General features: G+C 65.0%; 16 protein-coding genes. 3 read left to right on the forward strand and 13 right to left on the reverse strand.

Annotated elements, in window-relative coordinates; genetic code table 11:
- The first annotated feature begins 87 nt into the window (after nt 1–87).
- Together ABNS06_RS11440 and ABNS06_RS11445 are read left to right on the forward strand one after the other, a co-directional pair.
- Complete coding sequence (locus ABNS06_RS11440) at nt 88–2,598, forward strand: TonB-dependent receptor (protein ID WP_348674729.1); 2,511 nt, start codon at nt 88–90, stop codon at nt 2,596–2,598.
- Nucleotides 2,599–2,896: 298 nt separating this feature from the next.
- On the forward strand, nt 2,897–5,434 hold the full coding sequence (locus ABNS06_RS11445) for a TonB-dependent receptor (RefSeq protein ID WP_348674730.1): 2,538 nt from the start codon (nt 2,897–2,899) through the stop codon (nt 5,432–5,434).
- 44 nt (nt 5,435–5,478) lie between these two features.
- On the opposite strand, the gene ABNS06_RS11450 is transcribed toward ABNS06_RS11445, so the two are convergent.
- From ABNS06_RS11450 to ABNS06_RS11510, 13 genes are all read right to left on the reverse strand, one after another.
- Entirely contained in the window at nt 5,479–6,399 is a 921-nt protein-coding gene (locus tag ABNS06_RS11450) for an oxygenase MpaB family protein (protein ID WP_348674731.1), read from the reverse strand.
- 129 nt (nt 6,400–6,528) lie between these two features.
- Nucleotides 6,529–7,548, reverse strand: coding sequence for a nitronate monooxygenase family protein (locus tag ABNS06_RS11455; RefSeq protein WP_348674732.1), 1,020 nt, complete (start codon nt 7,546–7,548; stop codon nt 6,529–6,531).
- An 8-nt stretch (nt 7,549–7,556) separates the two neighbouring features.
- On the reverse strand, nt 7,557–8,321 hold the full coding sequence (locus tag ABNS06_RS11460) for a 3-hydroxyacyl-CoA dehydrogenase (protein WP_348674733.1): 765 nt from the start codon (nt 8,319–8,321) through the stop codon (nt 7,557–7,559).
- A 56-nt stretch (nt 8,322–8,377) separates the two neighbouring features.
- On the reverse strand, nt 8,378–9,490 hold the full coding sequence (locus ABNS06_RS11465) for a CaiB/BaiF CoA-transferase family protein (protein ID WP_348674734.1): 1,113 nt from the start codon (nt 9,488–9,490) through the stop codon (nt 8,378–8,380).
- Nucleotides 9,491–9,567: 77 nt separating this feature from the next.
- A complete protein-coding gene (locus tag ABNS06_RS11470) occupies nt 9,568–10,203 on the reverse strand; it encodes a TetR/AcrR family transcriptional regulator (RefSeq protein WP_348674735.1) in 636 nt (211 codons plus the stop codon).
- 112 nt (nt 10,204–10,315) lie between these two features.
- Nucleotides 10,316–11,509: a DUF3570 domain-containing protein gene (locus ABNS06_RS11475; protein WP_348674736.1), complete on the reverse strand. Its 1,194-nt coding sequence runs from the start codon at nt 11,507–11,509 to the stop codon at nt 10,316–10,318.
- 32 nt (nt 11,510–11,541) lie between these two features.
- The gene (locus ABNS06_RS11480) at nt 11,542–11,781 is read right to left on the reverse strand and encodes a DUF4266 domain-containing protein (RefSeq protein ID WP_348674737.1); all 240 of its coding nucleotides are present in this window, start codon (nt 11,779–11,781) and stop codon (nt 11,542–11,544) included.
- 14 nt (nt 11,782–11,795) lie between these two features.
- Nucleotides 11,796–12,935: an acyl-CoA dehydrogenase family protein gene (locus tag ABNS06_RS11485; RefSeq protein WP_348674738.1), complete on the reverse strand. Its 1,140-nt coding sequence runs from the start codon at nt 12,933–12,935 to the stop codon at nt 11,796–11,798.
- 29 nt (nt 12,936–12,964) lie between these two features.
- Nucleotides 12,965–14,155, reverse strand: coding sequence for an acyl-CoA dehydrogenase family protein (locus tag ABNS06_RS11490; protein ID WP_348674739.1), 1,191 nt, complete (start codon nt 14,153–14,155; stop codon nt 12,965–12,967).
- Entirely contained in the window at nt 14,156–14,641 is a 486-nt protein-coding gene (locus tag ABNS06_RS11495; RefSeq protein ID WP_348674740.1) for a DUF4334 domain-containing protein, read from the reverse strand. It abuts the gene before it with no gap.
- Nucleotides 14,642–14,688: 47 nt separating this feature from the next.
- Entirely contained in the window at nt 14,689–17,118 is a 2,430-nt protein-coding gene (locus tag ABNS06_RS11500; RefSeq protein ID WP_348674741.1) for a hypothetical protein, read from the reverse strand.
- 165 nt (nt 17,119–17,283) lie between these two features.
- Nucleotides 17,284–17,502, reverse strand: a complete 219-nt coding sequence (locus ABNS06_RS11505) for a hypothetical protein (RefSeq protein WP_348674742.1) — start codon at nt 17,500–17,502, stop codon at nt 17,284–17,286.
- 27 nt (nt 17,503–17,529) lie between these two features.
- The gene (locus tag ABNS06_RS11510; protein ID WP_348674743.1) at nt 17,530–19,377 is read right to left on the reverse strand and encodes a hypothetical protein; all 1,848 of its coding nucleotides are present in this window, start codon (nt 19,375–19,377) and stop codon (nt 17,530–17,532) included.
- 268 nt (nt 19,378–19,645) lie between these two features.
- On the opposite strand from ABNS06_RS11510, the gene ABNS06_RS11515 reads away from it, so the two are divergent.
- Nucleotides 19,646–20,015 (forward strand): AMP-binding protein (locus ABNS06_RS11515; protein ID WP_348674744.1); only part of this gene is annotated, 370 nt, incomplete at its 3' end.

A 20,015-nucleotide genomic window follows, 5' to 3' on the forward strand; every position in this document is an offset into this window, starting at 1 on the left:
ACCCAATAGCGAAGCGGGAAGCAAGCCGGTCACGGCGCAAATCGACGCTCCGCAAATAAGAACAGACGACGTGTGCGGTGTGGAGAGATGACGGGAAATCACTGGAGTTGGGGCATCCTGATCGTGCTGGCGAGCGCCGTGCCGCTGACGGGTCACGCCCAGGACGACGATTTTTTCGACGAGCTGTTCGCCGAGGAGCGCGAAGACTCCACCTCGGAACCCGCATCCAGCCGGCCAGCGGACGACGGTGAAGCCAGCACCGCCCCGCAGCGCGACCCTGATGCCGACCAAACGCCGGAGACCGTCGACGTCATCCAGCTTCCCGAAGAGCAGAAGACCTTCGACGACGACGCCCCGCCCCGCACACGCAGCCGCCTGGTCGAGGAAATCGTCGTCACCGCCCAGAAGCGCGAAGAAAGCCTGCAGGACGTTCCGATCTCGGTGCAGGCCTTCTCGGGCGACAAGCTCGACGCGCTGGGCATCACCGAGCAAACCGACCTGCAGCGCATCACGCCGGGGCTGAACGTCACCGAGCAGGTCAGCTACACCATCACGTTTCTGCGCGGGATCGGCACCGACGCGACCATCGCCGCCGACCCGAGCGTCGCCACCTACATCGACGGCATCTACTACCCGTTCGCATCCAACCTCGCGCAGAACTTCGGCGCGGTGGAACGCATCGAGGTCCTGAAGGGCCCCCAGGGCACGCTGTTCGGCCGCAACGCGACCGGCGGCGCCATTAGCATCCATACCAAGAAGCCCGAGTTCGAAGGCTTCTTCGGCGAGTTCATGGGCGAGGTCGGCAGCTTCGACCGCAAGCTCGGCCGCGTCCATCTCAACCTGCCGATCGGCGACACCATGGCCGCCAGCATCACCGCCCTGCGCGGCGAGAGCGAGGGCTACTACAGCGGGCTGCACGGCACGCCCCGGCGCCCGATTCCCGGCAACAGGCAGGAGGGCTACCGCATCAAGCTGCGCGCCCAGCCGACCGAGAACCTGGACATCAACCTCGCCGCCCTGCATTTCGAGATGTACCTGGGCACCGACAGCGTCGGTTTCACCTCGGATCCCTCCGCGCTTGGCGCCACCCTGGGCATACAGCCGCAACCGGGCTACGAAGGCGAGGTCGACGCCCTGCTGCGCAACGACACCGACGCCAATGACGTGGTCTACGGCTCCATCGAGTACACCGCACCGTGGTTCGACGTGAAGCTGCTCGGCAGTGACCAGCGCATGGACACCTACGGCGTGCGCGACTTCGACGGCTCGCCCCGGCCCCTGATGGTGCTGGCCACGCCCAGCCAGTACATCGATGCCCAGTCCGCGGAAATCCAGATCCTCTCCAATGGCGAGTGGGGTCCGGACTGGCTGGAATGGATCGTCGGCGGCTTTTTCTTCCAGGCCGAGAACGGTTTCGGCGAGCTCGACTTTCAGGTCGCCGGGCTGGATCTGGCGACGGGCACCGTCCTCGGTATCGCGCTGCCACCGGCGCTGGTCAACCTGCTCAACACGGTGGTCGAACCGCTGCCGATCGGTCTGCCCACCGGCGAGTTCGATCTCACCGGTCTGATCGGCACCGATTCACGCGCGGTGTTCGCGCAGACCACGATCTCGTTCACCGAATGGCTGGACCTGACCCTGGGTGGCCGTTATCAGGTGGAGGAACGGTTCATCATCGAATCCACCGCCAATCTGGACACCTCGGACGGCGAGATCCCGCTGATCAACAACAGCAACCGCGCGGAGGACAGCGACGGCAACCCCTACCCCACGCGTGACATCCAGAAGGACTTCACGCCCAAGGTCTCGCTGCAACTGCGCCCGTTCGACAACGACACCCTGATCTACCTGTCCTGGCAGGAGGCGATCAAGGCGGCGACCTACAACACGGTCGTGCTCTACACCGCTCCGAACTACGTCGAGCCGGAAGAGTTGCGCGCCACGGAGATCGGCATCAAGACGTCGTTCTTCAACGGCCTGGCCACGTTCAATGCCGCCGCGTTCGACTACGACGTCAAGAACCTGCAGACCTACTACCTGTCGCTGTTCGCCGGCGGCGTGATCAGTTTCCAGAACGCCGGTCGCGCCAAGATTCGCGGGCTGGAGTTCGACACCCTGCTGCAGCTGTTCCCCAGCGTGATCGACAACCTCGTGCTCGCGGGTGGCGCCGCCTACCTGGACACGGAATACGTCGACTTCGACGGCGCCTCGGGCTTCGGGGAAAACGGCGCGTTCCGGCAGAACCAGAACAACACCGGCAACCAGGTGATCCGGACGCCGGAACTCACCGCGACCGCATCACTGAGCAAGACCTGGGATGTGCCCGGCGGACCGCTGGAGCTGGCCTTCGATGCCTATTACACCGACGATTTCTACTACGAGGCCACCAACCGCGATGCCTCGCTGCAGGAGTCGTACTGGCTGTTCGGCTCCAGGATCAGCTACCTGTACGCGCCGTGGGATCTGCGCGCGACCTTCAGCGTCGACAACCTGACCGACGAGTTCTACACGGCCGGCTTCTTCGCCACGGATTTCGGCGTGCAGCCCACGCTCGCACCGCCGCGTTCCTACCGTTTCCAGATGATCTGGAACTTCTAGGGAAGCACCGATGTATTCACACCACCAAGACGGAGCCAGTTTTTCCGCAAGCCTAGGCGGAGTGAGTGCCGCTTGGTTATTCCAAGTCAGCGAACGACAACGCAGGATTGCGGAAAAACCGGCCCGTTCCATACGGATTGCGCCTGAAATGAGGCCATGCAGCGTTACTCGTCGCTCATTTGGAATGACCAAACCTCTCTCCTCGCGCCTTGCCTGGCCTCATTTCAGGCGACAACTTGGCGGCGTTAATACATCGGTGCTTCCCTAGATGACTCGGATGGCGGGAATGACCTACGGGATGAGATGGCTGGGCGGCGCCTCGCTGGCCGCAGGACTTTTCGTCAGTGCGGGTCATGCGCAGCAGGATGACGATGCCTGGCTGGACGACATGTTCGGAGAGTCATCCGAACCTCGGGACGCCGCCCCGTCCGAGCGCGAGCCCTCGGAGACGAAGCGAGACGACACCGCCGGGACCGCACCGGAAACCGTCGAGACGATTCCGCTGCCGCAGCCCGAATCCGAGCCCCTGCCATCCGCCCCGCGCCAGCGTCGGACCATCGAGGAAATCGTCGTCACCGCCCAGAAGCGCGAGCAGGGACTCAGCGAGGTGCCGATCTCGCTGTCGGCCTTCGACGAGAACTTTCTGATCGAGAATGGCATCAGCGATTTTCGCGATCTATCCGCCTTCGTCCCCAACGCCCGGATCGACGCCAACGGCACGCTGCCGCAGCTGAGCATCCGCGGGTTCAACGCCCATCCCCTGAACCGGGCATTCGAACAGGCCATCAGTCTGGTCGTGGACGGGGTCACCTACGGCACCTCGCCCTTTTTCCAGACGCCGTTGTACGACATCGGACGGGTCGAGGTCCTGCGCGGACCGCAAGGCACGCTGTTCGGCAAGAACAGTACGGCCGGCGCGTTCAACATCACCACCCGTGAAGCCGATGCCGACCGGATCGAAGGCCGTATCAGCGTCCAGGGTGGCGAACTGGAGCGTGAGCGCGTGGAACTCGGTGTCGGCGGCCCGCTGGGCGGCGTCGGCCACTGGCGCATCGCCGGGCTCTACGATGCCCGCGACGGGCTGATCGAGAACACCACGGCCGCGACGGTGCCTGCGGCCAACGAGCGCATCAACGCACGGGACCGCCGCGCCGCGCGGCTCAAGCTGGCATTTCCCGACATCGGCGGTTTCGGGCTGAAACTGGGCGCGGAAACCGTGGACGTGTCGCTGACCGGATTCGGCGCCGAGTTGTACCTCGTGGCTCCTGAGGCGGAAGGGCTTTACCGGCTGTTCGACCCGGATTTCGATACCACGCCCAACAACTACGTCGGCTCGATCGACGCGCCCGAGTTCACGGAGATCACCGGCGAGATCTACACGCTGGAGCTGACCCGCCCCCTGGGGGGCTGGGACATGACGCTGGTCGGCGGCTACGCGGAACTGCTGTTCGAGAACGCCGCCGACACCGATTTCGGACCGGCGCCGTCCCTGACACTGCTTCAGAAGGACAACCACCCGCAGACGACGGTGGAACTGCGCACCGCCTCGCCGGAGATCGACGGCCTGTTCGGACTGGACAGCCTGTTCGGCCGCGATCTCGGAAGCAGCCGCCTGACGGCCGGGGTGTTCTGGCAGGACCGCGGTTTCGAGGACAGCGAGGCCGGGCTGCGCATCGACCCGACCGCGACGATCGTGTTCCTGGCCGGCGACACCCTGCCCCTGCCGATCCCGATACCGGACCCTCTGCCCATCGTGTTCCCGCCGAACCAGCCGCAGGACGATGAAATCGGCATCATCTATTACGACCAGACGACGCGATCGGCGGCCCTGTTCGGGCAGTTCGAATGGTCCCCGACCCCGCCGCTGACGCTGCAGCTCGGCCTGCGGTATTCCGACGAAACCAAGGAGGCGGACTGGAACTCGGTCACCGTCCAGGGCACCGGGCTGCTTGCACGCGCCGCGCTGGGCCGCCAGCCTTACACGGCCAGCCGCGAACGCTCTGAGCAGCAGCTCAGCCCCAAGGTGCTGGTGAGCTACGCCTTCTCGGAGGACGTCAACGCCTACGCCGGCTGGGTCCGGACGTTCCGCGCCGGCGGCTTCAATCAGATCGCATCCACCGGCGACCCCGAGGGTCTGGAGTACGACGAGGAACAGGTGCGCTCCTGGGAGGCTGGCACCAAGCTGACGCTGCTGGACGGGGCGGCCAACCTCAACATCGGCCTGTTCTGGATGAACCTGGAGGACTTCCAGGTGGTCACTCAGGACCCCAGCGACGTCGGTTTCACCGTGCTCAACGCCGGCGAGGCCCGCGCCCGCGGCGTGGAGATCGACGGCCTGTGGCTGGCCAACCAGTGGTTCAGCCTGCAGGGCAGCCTTGGCTACAACGACAACGAATTCCTGAATTTCCCGTTCGGCACCTGCGCGGCCGGCAGCGAGGACACGGACGGCGACGGGGACGAGCGCTGTGACATCACCGGCGAGCCGCTGGATTTCGCGTCCAAACTCACGGTCACGCTGAATCCGCGCGCCGACTTCACCCTGCCCTGGCACGGGCTGTCTCTGACGGTGGGCGCGGTCGCCGCCTACCAGAGCGAGTATTTCGCCGACAACGCGCTGCGCGACGAACGCGTCAAGCAGGAGGGCGTGACCCGCTGGAACGCCAACATCGGACTCGGTGCCGCCGACGGAAGCTGGCGGTTCCGTCTCGTGGGCGAAAACCTCACCGACGAGGTCGTGGCCAGCTACAAGAGTGATGTGCCGCTGGCGACGGATACCTACTACCAGACGCTTGAGCCCGGACGGCTGCTGTACGGCGAACTGAGCTGGCAGTTCTGACCCGAGCAGCCTGACCGGGCATCCCGCCCCGGCGCCACCAGGTCTCAGACGGACCCGATGGCGATCCGGGGAAACCTCGGGTAGAGCGACTTCGGATTGTGTCCCAGGCGCCGGCAGGCTTCGATCGCCGGGCTGCCCGGGATCATCCAGCGATCCGCGATACCGCCGGCCAGCCGGACAATCGGACGCTCCCAGGCGCGCAACCGCCACTGCGGACCGATCTCCAGCTTGTCCAGCGCCCAGGCCGGCACGATGTCCACCGCGGCGCGTAGCAGACGCTCCTGCAACGGACGCAGAGGCCGGGGGAACACGGCGGTCCGCCGCATCAGTTCCAGAAACTCGAAGATCACCGGCGTCGGGGTCAGCCTGGGTTCCATGGTCTGGAACAGAGACTGCAAACCGGCCTCCGACGTGGGCGCACCCACCGCTCCGTACAACCTGGCCGGGATGGCGCTCTCCCCGTAGAACGCGTCGCGCTCACGTGCGTCCAGCGCATGCACGTACTGCGCGTAGGCTTCCAGAAAGCCGAAGCTGGCGGTTGCCTGAACCCAGTTCAGCAATTCGGGTTCGCTGGCCCGGTAGGCCTGGCCACTGGCGGTGACGCCACTGACGCGATCATGCATGCGCCGCACGCCGGCAATCATGCGCTCGGCTTCGCTGCGAGCCCCGTATACCGTCATCATCGCGGCCAGCCCGGTCCGGCGCAGCCGGCGCAACGGGTCGGTACGGAATGTCGTGTGATCCCAGACGCCCGCGCAGACCCGGGGCTCGGCCAGCTCCAGGATGACCGCGGTAATCCCGCCAATGTAGGTCGCGACCGGATTCTTGAACACCTGCCAGGTCATGGAGTTGGCCGGAATCAGCGCCGGCTCGCCCGGAGGGCTGGTGAAATCCACGCGACGCGATGACCCACCCTTTCCGCTGGGGGCCGCATGGTCGACGTTGGTCCGGCTGGGCTGGGTCATGTCACAAACCTTAAAATGACTTTTGTCAGTTTAGAGTTTAGCAGGCTTGTGCCCCTGCGGCACCGTGTTCAACCCGGAGGTGTCCGCGAGACCGGCATGCGCGCCGGCCTCGCGATTGACTGGATGTTGCTAGGCGACCTGCGCGACGTCGTCCGTCTCGCCAAACATCGCGCTGGCTCCGGTGATCGCAGCCTGGGCGTCACGGACCATCCGCTGCAGCAGCTCCTTGCAGGTCGGGATGTCGTCGATCAGGCCGACGATCTGCCCCGCGGAGATGATGCCGCCATCGGTTTCGCCGGCATCCAGGGCCTGCTTGCCGCGGGCGCCGGAGACCAGGTGGCGGATGTCCTCGAATTCGCAGCCGGCCTTCTCGGTTTCCACCACCTCGACGGAGACGGCGTTCTTCAGCACGCGGGCCGTGTTGTGCAGCGTGCGGAAGATCAACCGCGTATCGCGTTCCGTGGCATCAACCAGCGCCTGTTTCACGTTGGGATGCAGGGGCGCTTCCTGGGTCGCGCAGAACCGCGTGCCCATGTTCACGCCCTCGGCGCCCAGCGCCAGCGCCGCCGCCAGTCCGCGACCGTCACCGATGCCGCCGGAGGCGATGATCGGAATCGACACGCGACGGGCGGCGCTGGGGATCAGGATCAACCCGCCGATGTCATCCTCGCCCGGATGTCCGGCGCACTCGAAGCCGTCGATGGACACGGCGTCGACCCCGGCACGCTCGGCCGACAGCGCGTGACGCACGGCCACGCACTTGTGGATGACCGTCAGTCCCGCGGCCTTGGCCTTGGTGGTGAATTCCTTGGGATCGCTGCCGGCGGTCTCCAGGATCTTCACGCCACTGTCGATGATGGCGTCCAGATACTCCGAATATGGCGGCGGATTGATGGTCGGTAGAATCGTCAGGTTCACGCCGAACGGCTGATCCGTCATCTCCCGGCAGCGCGTGATCTCCTTGCGCAACTCGTCCGGCGAGCTCTGCGACAGGGCGGTCAGGATGCCCAGGCCACCGGCATTGGAGACCGCCGAGGCCATCTCCGCGTAACCCACCCACTGCATGCCGCCCTGGATGATCGGGTAGCGAATGCCGAGCAGGTCGGTAACCCGGGTTCGCATCGGCGGCAAGTCTGCTTGCGTGGTCATGACGACTCCTAGCGTGGCTGCATGCGAATGCCGCCGTCGATGCGGATGCACTCGCCATTGATGTAACCGTTCTCGACGATGGTCTTCGCCAGATGGGCGATTTCCTCGGGCTTGCCCAGACGCTTGGGATTGAGCACCTGCGCCGACAATGCGTCGATCACGTCGTCCGGCATGCCGTTGAACAGCGGCGTGTGGATCAGCCCGGGGACGATGGTGTTCACGCGAATGCCCAGCGATGCCAGATCGCGGGCGATCGGCAGGGTCATGCCGACGATGCCGCCCTTGGAGGCCGAGTACGCGGCCTGACCAATCTGGCCTTCGTAGGCGGCCACGGACGCGGTGTTGATGATTACGCCCCGTTCGCCATCCACCGGCTCGTTGCTCGCCATCTGCTCGGCAGCCAGACGCAGCACATTGAAGCTGCCGACCAGATTCACCTGCAGAATCTTGTTGAACTGATCCAGCGGAAACGGTCCGTTCTTGCCATAGGTCTTGATGGCATTGCCGATCCCGGCGAAGTTCAGACAGGCGTGGATGGCACCGAAGGCCTTCATCGTCTTCGCGATCGCCGCCTTGACCGAATCCTCGTCGGTCACGTTGACGTTGCAATAGATCGCGTTGTCGCCCAGCTCGGCCGCCAGCGCGTTGCCGGCCTCGTCGTTCAGGTCCAGGATCGCCACCTTTCCGCCCGCGGCGACAAAGGCTTCGGCGGTGGCCTTGCCCAGGCCCGACGCGCCGCCGGTGATCAGGGATACGGATTGCTCGATGTTCATTGACTCCTCCGAAGTCTTGTCTGATGGGCCGCCGCCACGAACACGGCGGCTGGGAATTACTCGATGCCCCAGTCGGCCAGTACGGCCTCGGTGTCGGCGCCAGCGGGGCGTGAACCGAATCGCACGGCCGTCGGGGTGCGGCTGAATCGCGGCGCGGGCGCCGGCTGGGTCATGCCGTCCACGTCGACGTAGGTCTGTCGTGCGGCGTTGTGCGGATGCGCCGCGGCCTCCAGGAAATTCAGCACCGGTGCGACGCAGGCGTCCGAGCCCTCGAAGACCGTCCGCCACTCGTCCCGGGACCGGGTCTTGAAGGCCTTGCCGATATCCGTCCGGAGCTGGGCCCAAGCGGTCGGGTCGTACTGCCTGGCGGCGTAACCCGGATCCAGGCCCAGCTTGTCGATCAGCTCGGCGAAGAACTGCGGCTCCAGCGGACCCACCGACATGTACTCGCCGTCGGCGGTTTCGTAGGTGTCGTAGAACGGTGCGCCGGAATCGAGCAGATTCGCTCCGCGCACCGGTTGCCAATGCCCCTGCGCATGCATCGAATGGAACATCGCCATCAGCACGGCGGAGCCATCGGTCATGGCGGCGTCCACCACCTGCCCCTGGCCGGAGCGCTGCGCTTCCAGCAGGGCCGCGAGCACGCCGGAGACCAGGAACATCGTTCCGCCGCCGTAGTCACCAACCAGATTGAGCGGCGGCGTTGGCCGCTCGCCGGCATGACCGACCCCATGCAACGCGCCGGTCAGGGAGATGTAGTTGATGTCGTGGCCGGCGCTGTGCGCCAGCGGACCGGACTGCCCCCAGCCGGTCATGCGGCCGAACACCATCTTCGGATTGCGCTTCAGGGCCTCGTCCGGCCCGAAACCGAGGCGCTCGGCCACGCCCGGCCGAAACCCTTCGATGAGCACGTCGGCCTTCTCGATCAGGTTCAGCAGCCGCTCGATGTCCGCGGGGTCCTTGAGGTTCAGCACGATGGATCGCTTGCCCCGCAGCGTGCACTCGGGCACCGCGTGCTTGCCGGCCTTGCGATCGACCAGCACCACCTCGGCACCCAGGTCGGCAAACATCATCCCGGCCAGTGGCGCGGGACCCAGCCCCGCAAGCTCGATGACCCTGTAGCCGGCCAGCGGTCCGCCGGCCTGCCCGTTCTTGTTCGTCTCTTCCAACGTGATTCCCTTCCTGGCTGACACGGGTCAAACCGTCCGGCCGCCCGTGCAATCTTGTGAAACGCGACGCGGCGCGCTTATTTCTTGGCCCGGTAGTACTCCAGGTAGCGCTGCATCGCGATGACCGCGGCCTCCTGGTATTCGGGCGTGATCCACCCGTGATCCAGAAACGACCGCCGGAAACAGGTCAGCCCGATATCGGCCACCAGCGTGGACACGTCGGGCGACGTGGGCAACGGCGAGTCCTGCTTTTCCCAGATGCGTCGCCCCAGTTCGCCGAGGTGGCGCATGAGCATGTCCTGCGCGCGAAAACTGGTGTCGGTGACCGCCCCGCCGAGGATGAGCATCCGCGCCGCGGGCCGCGAGTTGTGGAATTCCACCGCGTACTGGACCACGGTCCGAATGGCATCCCGCCAGGACATCGCCGCCAGATCGACGGCCCGCTCGTTGAACAGGGCCTGCAATTCATCCAGGTGCCGCTTCGCGAGTTCGTTGAGAATCGCATGCGGTGTCGGAAAATAGGTGTAGATGCTGCCCCGCGTCATGCCGAGCCGCTCGGCGACCGTGGGAATCGAAAAGGCCTGCAGACCGGACTCCTCGAGCAACTTCTCGCTTTCCGCCAGCACGGCCTCGAAACGGGCCCTCGCCCGGCTCTGCATGGGAACGCGGGCGACTGCGAGCGGGTCCAGTTCCGTCGCGGGCTTGGCCTGCATCAATGCTCGATCCTCGAATTCTGAAATGACATCTGTCAACTTTTAGCAGATTACACGATTCAGAGTGTGCCGCAAAATCCCCTGCACCACCTATCCGGACAGGTAGTTCGAATCAATTCCAGCGGTACTGGATGGCCGCGCTGATCACCGAAAACTGCACCAGACCGGGGTTTTCGACAGCGACATCCTGCAAGGCATACGACGCATCGGCCTCGTAGCGCTCGGCCGCGAGCGACACGACCCAGGCCGGCCAGGCACGTTCCACGGCCACCCGGACGCTGACGGCGCCGTAGGGAGACAGGCGATAGTCGCTGGAATAGTGCGCATCGCCCCGTTCCGCATTGAAATACGGGCTGTAGAAATCCGCCCCGCTCTGCTCATACCAGCGCAGCCGCGCCTCGGCGCGCCATTGGCCGCCGATGTTCTGCAGCCATGCGGCCTCGACGGTGTCCGAGTAAACGCCCCAGTCGTCACTGTAGAAGCGCGCGTCCAGATGGACCGCGGCCGCCAGCCGTTTCAGGTAGTGGCGCAGGCGGCCGGAGACCGACAGGCGGACACGACGGTCCGGGCGCGCATCCGGCAACAGGTCACCGTCGACGAACACCTGCTTGTAGGGGTCGGACAGATACCCCGTTTCGTAGGCAAGCGAGGCGCCGACCTGCGCGACGGTCCGCGCCGAGAATATCTGGCTGAACCCGACCGACGATGTCACCCGGTCGCGATCCGCGGAGATGATGCGATCGGGAAAGCGCGTGGAACCGCCATCCGTCGGGTCCAGCTGATCGTAGGAATAGCCGATCGCCGCGCTGAGCGTGCGCTGGCGCTCGTCGAATTCCCACTCGCCCTCCAGCCCGCCGGTCAGCGCGAGATAGTCGTTCTCCGTGGAAATCCCCAGTAGCAGCGCCTTGGCGCCCGTCTCCTCGTGACGGGTGAGCCGGGTCATCAGGTCGTAGCGATCCTCCTGAATGGTTGCACCCGACATCACCTGCACCGGCCGGCCATCCGCGCCTGGCGTGATGAACCAGGGCGAGGCCCCGGACATCGTCTCGATCATCACGTCGGTTTCCAGCTCCAGCTCGTCGCCGAGCGGTCTGGAAAGCTGGAACTGGTGGGTGGAAATCTCGTAGCGGCTGGCGCTGCCGCCGGACAACCTGTCGTCCGGCAGGTCGTCCTCGCTGTAGTACGAATAGCGGTAGCCGACCGTTGGCTCGTCGACGGTGCCCGCGCGCGCGGGGCCGGAATAGACGGGCAACGCGGACGCCGCCGCCGTCAGCACGGCCAGCGTGCTCTTCTGGTGATGCGCCATGATGTCTCCTTCCCTGGCCTGGCCGATGAGGCCTAGTTGCAGCCGCAGCCTCCGCCGCCCAACGCGGCGTTGTCGGCCGCCGCTTCCTTGCTGACGTAGGTATGCGATCGAATCGCCGACTCCCCGGCGATGCCGGCGCTCCAGGCCATCTCCGGCCGCGCCAGATCCCCCCGTTCCCAGGGTTGCAGCGGAGTCGTCGAGCAGGCCTGGAGCCCGCCGGCGATCAACAGCGCCACCAGACAGCACACCCTGCGAATCACTATGCGAGTCATGCCTCTCCCCCTGCTCAGTCGAGAATGGACCGGGCGACGATTTCCTTCATGATCTCGGAGGTCCCGGCGAAGATCCGGTTGATGCGCTCGTCCTGATACATGCGACAGATCGGGTATTCGTCCATGTAGCCCGCCCCGCCGTGCAGCTGCAGGCATTCGTCCACGGCGCGGCCATAGACCTCACTGGCGAACAGCTTGATGCGGGCGGCGTCCTCGGCGCTGAGCTTGCCCTCGTTGTGCACCTCGACGCAGCGATCCAGGAAGCACTGGGCCATCTCGATCTCGGTGTCCAGCTCGGCCAGCTTGAAGCGGGTGTTCTGCATCTTGCTCAGCGGCTGACCGAACAGGATGCGGTCGCGGACGAACTCACGGGTCACGTTCACCGCGGCGCGCGCCGCCGGCACGTTCCCGGCGGCGGACAGCAGCCGCTCCTCGGCCAGGGCGTGCATCAGGTGGTAGAAACCCTTGCCCACGGTTCCGAGCACGTTGGACTTGGGCACCTTGACGTTGTGGAAGAACAGCTCCGCGGTGTCCTGCGCCTTCAGGCCCATCTTCTTGAGGTTGCGGCCGCGCTCGAAGCCCTCCATGCCCCGTTCGACGATGAACAATGTCATCGCATGTGGCTTGTCGGGATCGGTCTTGGCGGCCACGAAGACGATGTCCGCGAGGATGCCGTTGGAGATGTAGGTCTTGGAACCGTTGAGCAGCCAGTGATCGCCCTTGTCCTCGGCGCGGGTCTTGGTGCCCGCGATGTCGGACCCGGCACCGGGCTCGGTCATCGCCACGGCGAGAATCTTCTTGCCGCTGATGATGTCCGGGAAGAAGCGGTCCTTCTGCTCCTCGGTGCCGAAGGTGCCCAGGTAAGGCGCGATCAGCCGGCTGTGCACGGTCATGAAGAAGCCGGGATCCCCGTGGTAGACGTTTTCCTCGATCAGGATCTGCTCGTAGCGAAAGTCGCTGATACCGGCGCCGCCGTATTTCTCGTCGGCCCACATGCACAGGAAGCCCTGCTCTCCGGCCTTAAGGAAGGCCTCACGATCGACGATGCCCGCCTCACGCCATTTCTCGGAGTGAGGCCGGATCTCGTTCTGGAAAAACCGCCGGGCCTGGTCCCGGAACAGTTCCATTTCCGGGTCAAAGGGTTTGCGCTGCATTCAGGATTCTCCGTTGATACTGATCGGCTTCAGAGGCTGCGGGCGATCAGTTCTTTCATGATTTCGTTGGTGCCACCGAAGATGCGCATCACGCGTGCATCGGCCCAGGCCCGGGCGACGGGGTATTCCCACATCCAGCCGTAGCCGCCGTGGAGCTGAACGCACTCGTCGATGACGCGGTTCATCATGTCCGAGCACCAGTACTTGCCCGCCGCCGCGGCTTCCGGCGAGAGCTTGCGCTCCAGTACCAGTTCGAGACTGCGATCGACATAGCTCTGGCCAATGCCGATCTCCGAACGCATCTCGGCCAGCTTGAAACGGGTGTTCTGAAATTCGGCGATGGCCTGACCAAACGCCTTGCGGCCGCGCACGTAATCCAGGGTGTGAGCCAGCGCGGATTCCGCCCCCGCGACCGACAACACCGAGATAATCAGCCGCTCCCAGGCGAGTTCCTTCATCAACATGACGAAACCCTGGCCCAGGTAGTCCGGTCCACCGAGCACGTTTTCCTTGGGAATCCGGACGTTGTTGAAGTACAGCTCGCAGGTGTCCTGCGCCTTCATGCCGACCTTTTTCAGGGGTTTGGCCTTCTCCACACCCTCCCGATCGGCTTCGACCAGAAACAGGCTGATGCCCTTGGCCCCCTTCGGACCGTCACCAAGCCGCGCGGCGACGATGATCAGATCGGACAGATACCCGTTGGTGATGAAGATCTTGCTGCCGTTCAGCAGGTAATCATCGCCGTCCTCGACCACGGTGGTCTTCATCGCCTGCAGATCGGAACCGGTTCCCGGCTCCGTCATCGCGATGGCACCCACGGCCTCGCCGGAGACCAGCTTGGGCAGCCAGGTCTGCTTCTGGTCCTGGGTGCCGTAGTTGATCAGGTAAGGCGCGACGATGTCCGAGTGCACGGCCCATCCAAGCCCGGACGCGCCGGCGTACATGATCTCCTCCAGCACCACGACGCTGTAGCGCCGGTCCGCACCGATGCCCCCGAATTCCTCGGGCACCGTCAGGCAGAGCAGACCCATCTCCCCGGCCTTGTTCCAGATATCCCGGTCCACGTGCTGTTGATCCTCCCAGCGTGCGTGGTGCGGCGTGACTTCCTCTTCGATGAAGCGGCGGACGGAACGCCTGAAGTCCTCATGCTCCGACTGAAACAGCGCTCGGGGCAGCATGGGGGATAGCGGCGGCATGAATGAATTGCTTTGTGCGGACATTCAGTCTCTCGGTGATTGGAAATCGGTGATTCGGGTGAGGTAGAAGTACAGGGGCAAGTCATCGCCCTTGCGATCCATCACGCCCATGACCACGTCATCGTTGACGTGCTTGAAGTGGTCCATGATCGGGTGCCGGTCGTAGATCATCGTCGCGGTCACGACGCCTCGGTAACCGACCTGACGCAGCCTTGCGGTTCCCATCACCGGGTTTGTGACGCGGCGACCGGCGTCGTCCAGCGTGATCATGGGCTCGACATGGTCGCGCGCATGGAAGCACTTGCCGTCCCAGCCCAGGTTCCGGATCTGGCGCTCGCCGGGATGGCCGGTGTGAAACAGTCCGCCCTTCCAGTCGCCGAACAGGAATGCCTCGTCACTGATCGATCGCAGCGACTCGAAGAGCCGAGCCAGCTCGCGCTGCTCGGCGGCCGCGGCACGGGCCAGCACATCCTCGAAGGCGCTGGTCGCGTGATCTGTTGCTCTCACCATTGTCGTGTCGCTGTCCTGATCGTCGGCCGGATCATCCCCCGGCCGTGCTAGAGCGTCTTGAGATACTCGATGATCGCGCTCACTTCCTGATCGGTCAGATTCTTGCCGAACTCGTGACCGGCATTGCCCTGGCTGTAGAGATTCGTGTTGTAGGTCTTGCGGTCTTCCACCTGCTGCGGCGTGACCTGGGCGAACACGCCCACCTGCGCCAGATTCCAGACCAGCACCACGTTGCCGTAGAGCTGGTCGAACACGACCTGCAGCGGCGAGGCGCCATCCGTGATCGGGTTACAGGCCAGCAGCGGCGGGTTCACGGTATCGGTCAGACAGGCGACGTCCTCGTACTTCCAGCCCAGGCGTTGCGCATCGAACGCCCGCTCCATGCTGACGTCGTAACCCATCACCGCCTGATTGATCAGTGGCCCCTCCTGACCCGCCGGCGTTGGCGTCGACACGCGCTTCCACATGTTCGGACGCTCATCCGGCTTGAGCAGTGACCGCACGTTCGGCACCGAACCGTTGTGCAGGTAGGGCGCGGTGGCCCACACGCCGTAGAGCGGCGGGGTCAGATACCCGTAAGGACGGTCTCCGCGCAGCTCGGGACGATTCTGCGGCCCGCAATCCTGATCGGTGCCGACGGTTTCCGGATAACCGAGAAAGCTGCTGGAGCCGAATTCGTTGACCGAATCGTTGTTGGTGTCGGCCCGCGCCCGATCGGTCCCGATCACGTCGTGCGGCGCGATGTAGGCGGCAATGCCTTCCATGACCGGGTCGGCCAGGAACTGCTGGTCATGGGAGAACTGCGGCGAATAGGCGCCGTGACAGCTTGCGCAGGACCCGTTGCCAGCCTCCGGGCGCGGCGGAAAATCCTCGCCCGCATCGGCCCACAAATCCTTGGTGTGGAACAGAATCGCGCCCTGCCTTGCCAGCGCCTCGTCGATCTCCAGCGGATAAACGGGAGCCTTGAGCGAACGCATCCAGATATCCGATGCCGGCGCCTGATCGCGCATCCAGTCCTCGGCATTCTCCGAGCCCAGCGGCATGTAGAAGATCAGATCGACGCGGGCGGCGTCGCCAGCGAAGAACCCGTCCTGGAACTTCAGCGGGCGGTGCCCCATGTTCCACCATGCCGGCGTATCGCCCGATGCCGTCGACCCACTGGTCAGAACGCCGGCAAAGTGGGCGAAATCCTCCAGTCCGCTGAACCGCTCGATGTAACTGTCCTGGGTAATGCCGAAGAAGATGTTGACGTCGCTGGCGTTGTTCGTGCCCCGGCTGGTGCCGAACAGCGAAAACAGGATGCCGGGCGACAGCGCGATCTCGCCGATTTCGCGCGACATCAGCGCAATGTCGTGCAGGCTGTTTCCGCTGCCGTAGAGCAGCCCCAGCCCGTCGCCCTCGTCCGGCAGGCCCGCGGCCCCGGTGTGGCAGGCGTGGCAGGTGAACCCGAGACGACCCGTCCAGCTACCGTCCGGATCGCGGAACTGGGTCATGAACGCCGGCAACTGACCGCTGCCGGGGTTGGCGGGGTCATCGGCTTCCTCGTCGTTCACGGGATACGGATTGGGCGTCTGGCCGATGGGCATCCCGTAGCGCTCGGAGACCAGGCGATCGAAATTGTCCGGCCGCTGCGTGAATCCCCACAACCGCCATAGCTGGTTGTAGTCGCTGGCGGAAATGCCCAGCAGCGGATTGGAGTGGTCGTTGCCGGCGAAGAACGATCCCGAGGTGATCTGACCATTGCCTTCCATCAGCGCCCGCCCCTTCTCCCAGCGCTGACGCAGATCACCGCAGGTTTCCGGATGCGGCGCCTCGTTGACCAGATCCGGATAGGCCCGGCAGTCCTTCCAGGTGACATTGAACATGACCGCCTTGTCGTCGCTGACACCGTCCTGGACCAGCGAGCGCGGATCGGCCGGGAGCACCGTGCCGTCGGGCTGCCCCTCGCAGAAGTCGAACCACAGATGCCCGCCGCGCTTGCTGCCCAGCAGGGCCAGGGTTTCGCCGCCGCCCGGCTCCCCGCCACCCGCGGCACAGCTGCCTCCGGAGGAGAAGCTGGCGATCAACGCGGCGGCGTCATCGTAGGCGGCGCTGCCCTGCGGCCATGGCGAACCGCCGGAATGGGCCCGATCGGCGGTGCCGGACGCCATCTGCAGAATCAGGGACTGATCAGCCGAGAGACTTCCGATCCGCTCCCAGGACGCCATCAGATGGTCGAAATCCTCGGTCTGGTCGCCGGACAGCATGAAGCGCTCGCCATCCGGTACGTCACCCACACCGCCAGGCACGTGACAGGTTCGGCAGTAGTCCATCCGGGGCTGAACCCGGGAGGCGAACAGCTCCGAACAGTCGGCCGGTGCAGCACCACCGCCCGCGTTATCCGACCCGCCGGCGACGTCACCATCGTAGTCACCACCCATGCCGCAAGCCGCCAGCAATAAGGCAGCGGCAACAACGATACCGTTGGTTGACTTCATGTCTCGCTCCATCGCAACCAGGCGAGCCGACGGCCCTTCAGGGCTCTCTTGCTCGCTGTTTATGACTTTTGTCAGTTTATAGGCTGGGCAACGCTTGTCAACACGCATGGATGGCGGGGACGGCCCGGCGTAATGTCCGGATCGCCCGCGCCATCCCCGCATCGATCAAAGCGTTTTCAGGTACTCGATGATTGCCCGCCGCTCCGCGTCGGTCAGCACGTCACTGAACACGTGACCGCCGTTGTCCTGGCTGAACAGGTGGGTGTTGTAGATCTTGCGATTCTCGATCTGCTGCGGCGTCCACTGCGCCAGCACGGTGGCATTGCCCAAATTCCACGTCAGCAGCACGTTGCCGTACAGCTCGGACAGAATCTGCTGCAGCAACGGGTCCTGCTCCGGCTGTAGCGGATCTCAATCCAGCAGCGGAATCGTGCCGTCGCCGCAGGCCAGTGCATCGTAGGACCAGCCCATCCGCTCGGGGTCGTAGGCGCGCTCGAGGTCGGTGTCAAAGCCCATGACCACCTGCCCCACCTGGTCCTCGCGAGCCGGCTCGGACACGCGGCGCCAGATCGCCGGGCGCTCATCGGATTTCAGCAGCGACCAGACATCCGGCACCGAACCGTTGTGCAGATACGGTGCGGTGGCCCAGATGCCGTACAGCGGTGGAGCCAGATAGCCGAGCTCGCGATCGCCACGCAAATCGTCGCGATTCTGGGCCCCGCAGTCCTGATCGGACCCGACGGTTTCCTCATAGCCCACGAAACCGGACCCACTCGATTGCTGGACCGCCTCGTTGAACGCGTGCATGCGCTCCGGGTCCGTCTGGATGATGTCCATCGGCACGATGTACGACGCGACACCTTCCAGGGCGGGATCGGCCAGGAACGCGGGATCGTTGGCGAAATGCGGGGAGTAGGCGCCGTGGCAGCTCGCGCAGGACCCGTTGCCGCCATCGGGCCTGGGCACCGGGTTGCCCGAATTGCCCGCCCAGAGATCCTTGACGTGGAACAGCAGCGCGCCCTGCCGGGCCAGGTCCTCGTCAATCTCCATCGGATAGGTCGGCGCCTTCAGCGACAGCATCCAGTGATCCGCAGCCTGATCATGCGCCCGGACCCATGCCCCGGCGTCCTGACCGGTGGGCACCGGCCTGTTGTCGAGCAGCGGCGTGTAGAACGCCATGTCGACTCGCACCGCATCCGTCGGCACGACACCGTCGATGAACTTGGCCGGTCGGTGGCCGAGATTCCACCAGGCCGGCGTGTCCATCGACGCGGTCGAGCCGGAGGTCACCCAGCCGGCGAACTGCTGGCCAAAGGCGGCACCGCTGTCGGCCGGACTCGGAATCGCGGTGATGTTGGCGAACTGCGCATTGTTGGTGCCGCGACTGGCGCCGAACAGCGCGAAGATGCCCATCGGCGGCGCACCGGCAATCGCCAGATCGCGCGCGATGACGCCGATGTCGGGCAGACCGGTTCCGCTGCCGTAGAGCGCGCCGAGCGCATGCCCGTCGGCTGGTGAGCCGACCTCGCCGCTGTGACAGCCATGACAGGTCAGGCCGATGTTTCCGCTCCAGCTGCCGTCGGCGTTGCGGGTCTGGGTCATGTTGATCGGCAGCTGCCCGGAGCCGCCGTCGACCGCATTGGGATCCTCGCCCGGCAACGGGTAGGGATTGCGCTCGGTGCCCAGCGGCACGCCGAACCGCTCCGCGACCAGATAATCGAAATTGTCCGGCCGCCCGGGCAGCCCCCAGGTCACCCAGAGGTTGTTGTAGATATCCGCGGGAAACGACAGGAATCCACTGGGCTCGGTCCCGGCGAAGAAGGTCCCGGCGCCGACGGCACCGTTGCCGACCATGAGCTGATGCCCGCGCTCCCAGCTCTCGCGCAGCTCTCCGCAGGTCTCGGGATGCGGCTGCTCGCCAACCAGTTCGGGATCGACATGGCAATCCTTCCACCAGGCGTTGAAGTGCACCGCCTTGCCGTCACTGACGCCGGGCTGCACCAGCGCCCGCGGGTCCCCGGGCAACGCCGCGCTGTCCGGCTGACCCTCACAGAAATCGAACCAGGCGTGCCCCCCATGCTTGCTGCCCAGCAGCACCAGCGAGTCACCGCCTCCCTCGTCGGGGACATCCTGCACGGGCGCATCGCCCGGTCCGCCCTCGACGTCGCCGGCACAGCCGGCAGCCCACATCACCAAGGAACAAATACCGATCAGGGCGCCCAGACGCACCGATCCTGTCAAACCCGGCAGTTTCCGCATGTCTCCTCCTGAGCGCCCGGCGAGGATCGTTCACTGCCCTCACTCTGAATGACGCCACGAACCACGCTACACCCATAATGACATTTGTCAATTAATGCGACTGCGCCTATCCTTCGCAGCCGGAGTCGCGGGAACCGCCGGGCGCGGAACACATGACATTGCCGTTGTCACTGGGGCAGACTCGGTGTCGACGCGACAGCGGGTTTTTCACGATGAAACATCCCGACGACGACAGATCGCGAATCCAAAAACTTCGGCGAGGAGACACATGAGCGCTGCACCGACTGACGGCACGCCGCTGGCGGCCCTTTATCACTGGGAGAAAACCCGCCCCGACGCTGTCCACCTGACCCAGCCGGTCGGCAACGGACAATCCGTCGACTACACCTGGGCCGAGATCATGGATCAGGTGCGACGCATGGCCGCGCATCTGCAGTCACTGGACATCCCGCCCCACAGCCAGATCGCGCTGATGGGCAAGAATTCGGCGCACTGGATGATGGCCGACTGGGCGATCTGGATGGCCGGCCACGTCACCGTGCCGCTGTACCCGACGCTGAACGCGGAAACGGTCAACTACATCCTGGAACACAGCGAATCGAAGCTGCTGTTCGTCGGCAAGCTGGACGACTGGGACA

Source organism: uncultured Abyssibacter sp. (assembly GCF_964000955.1).
GTDB lineage: Bacteria > Pseudomonadota > Gammaproteobacteria > Nevskiales > OUC007 > Abyssibacter.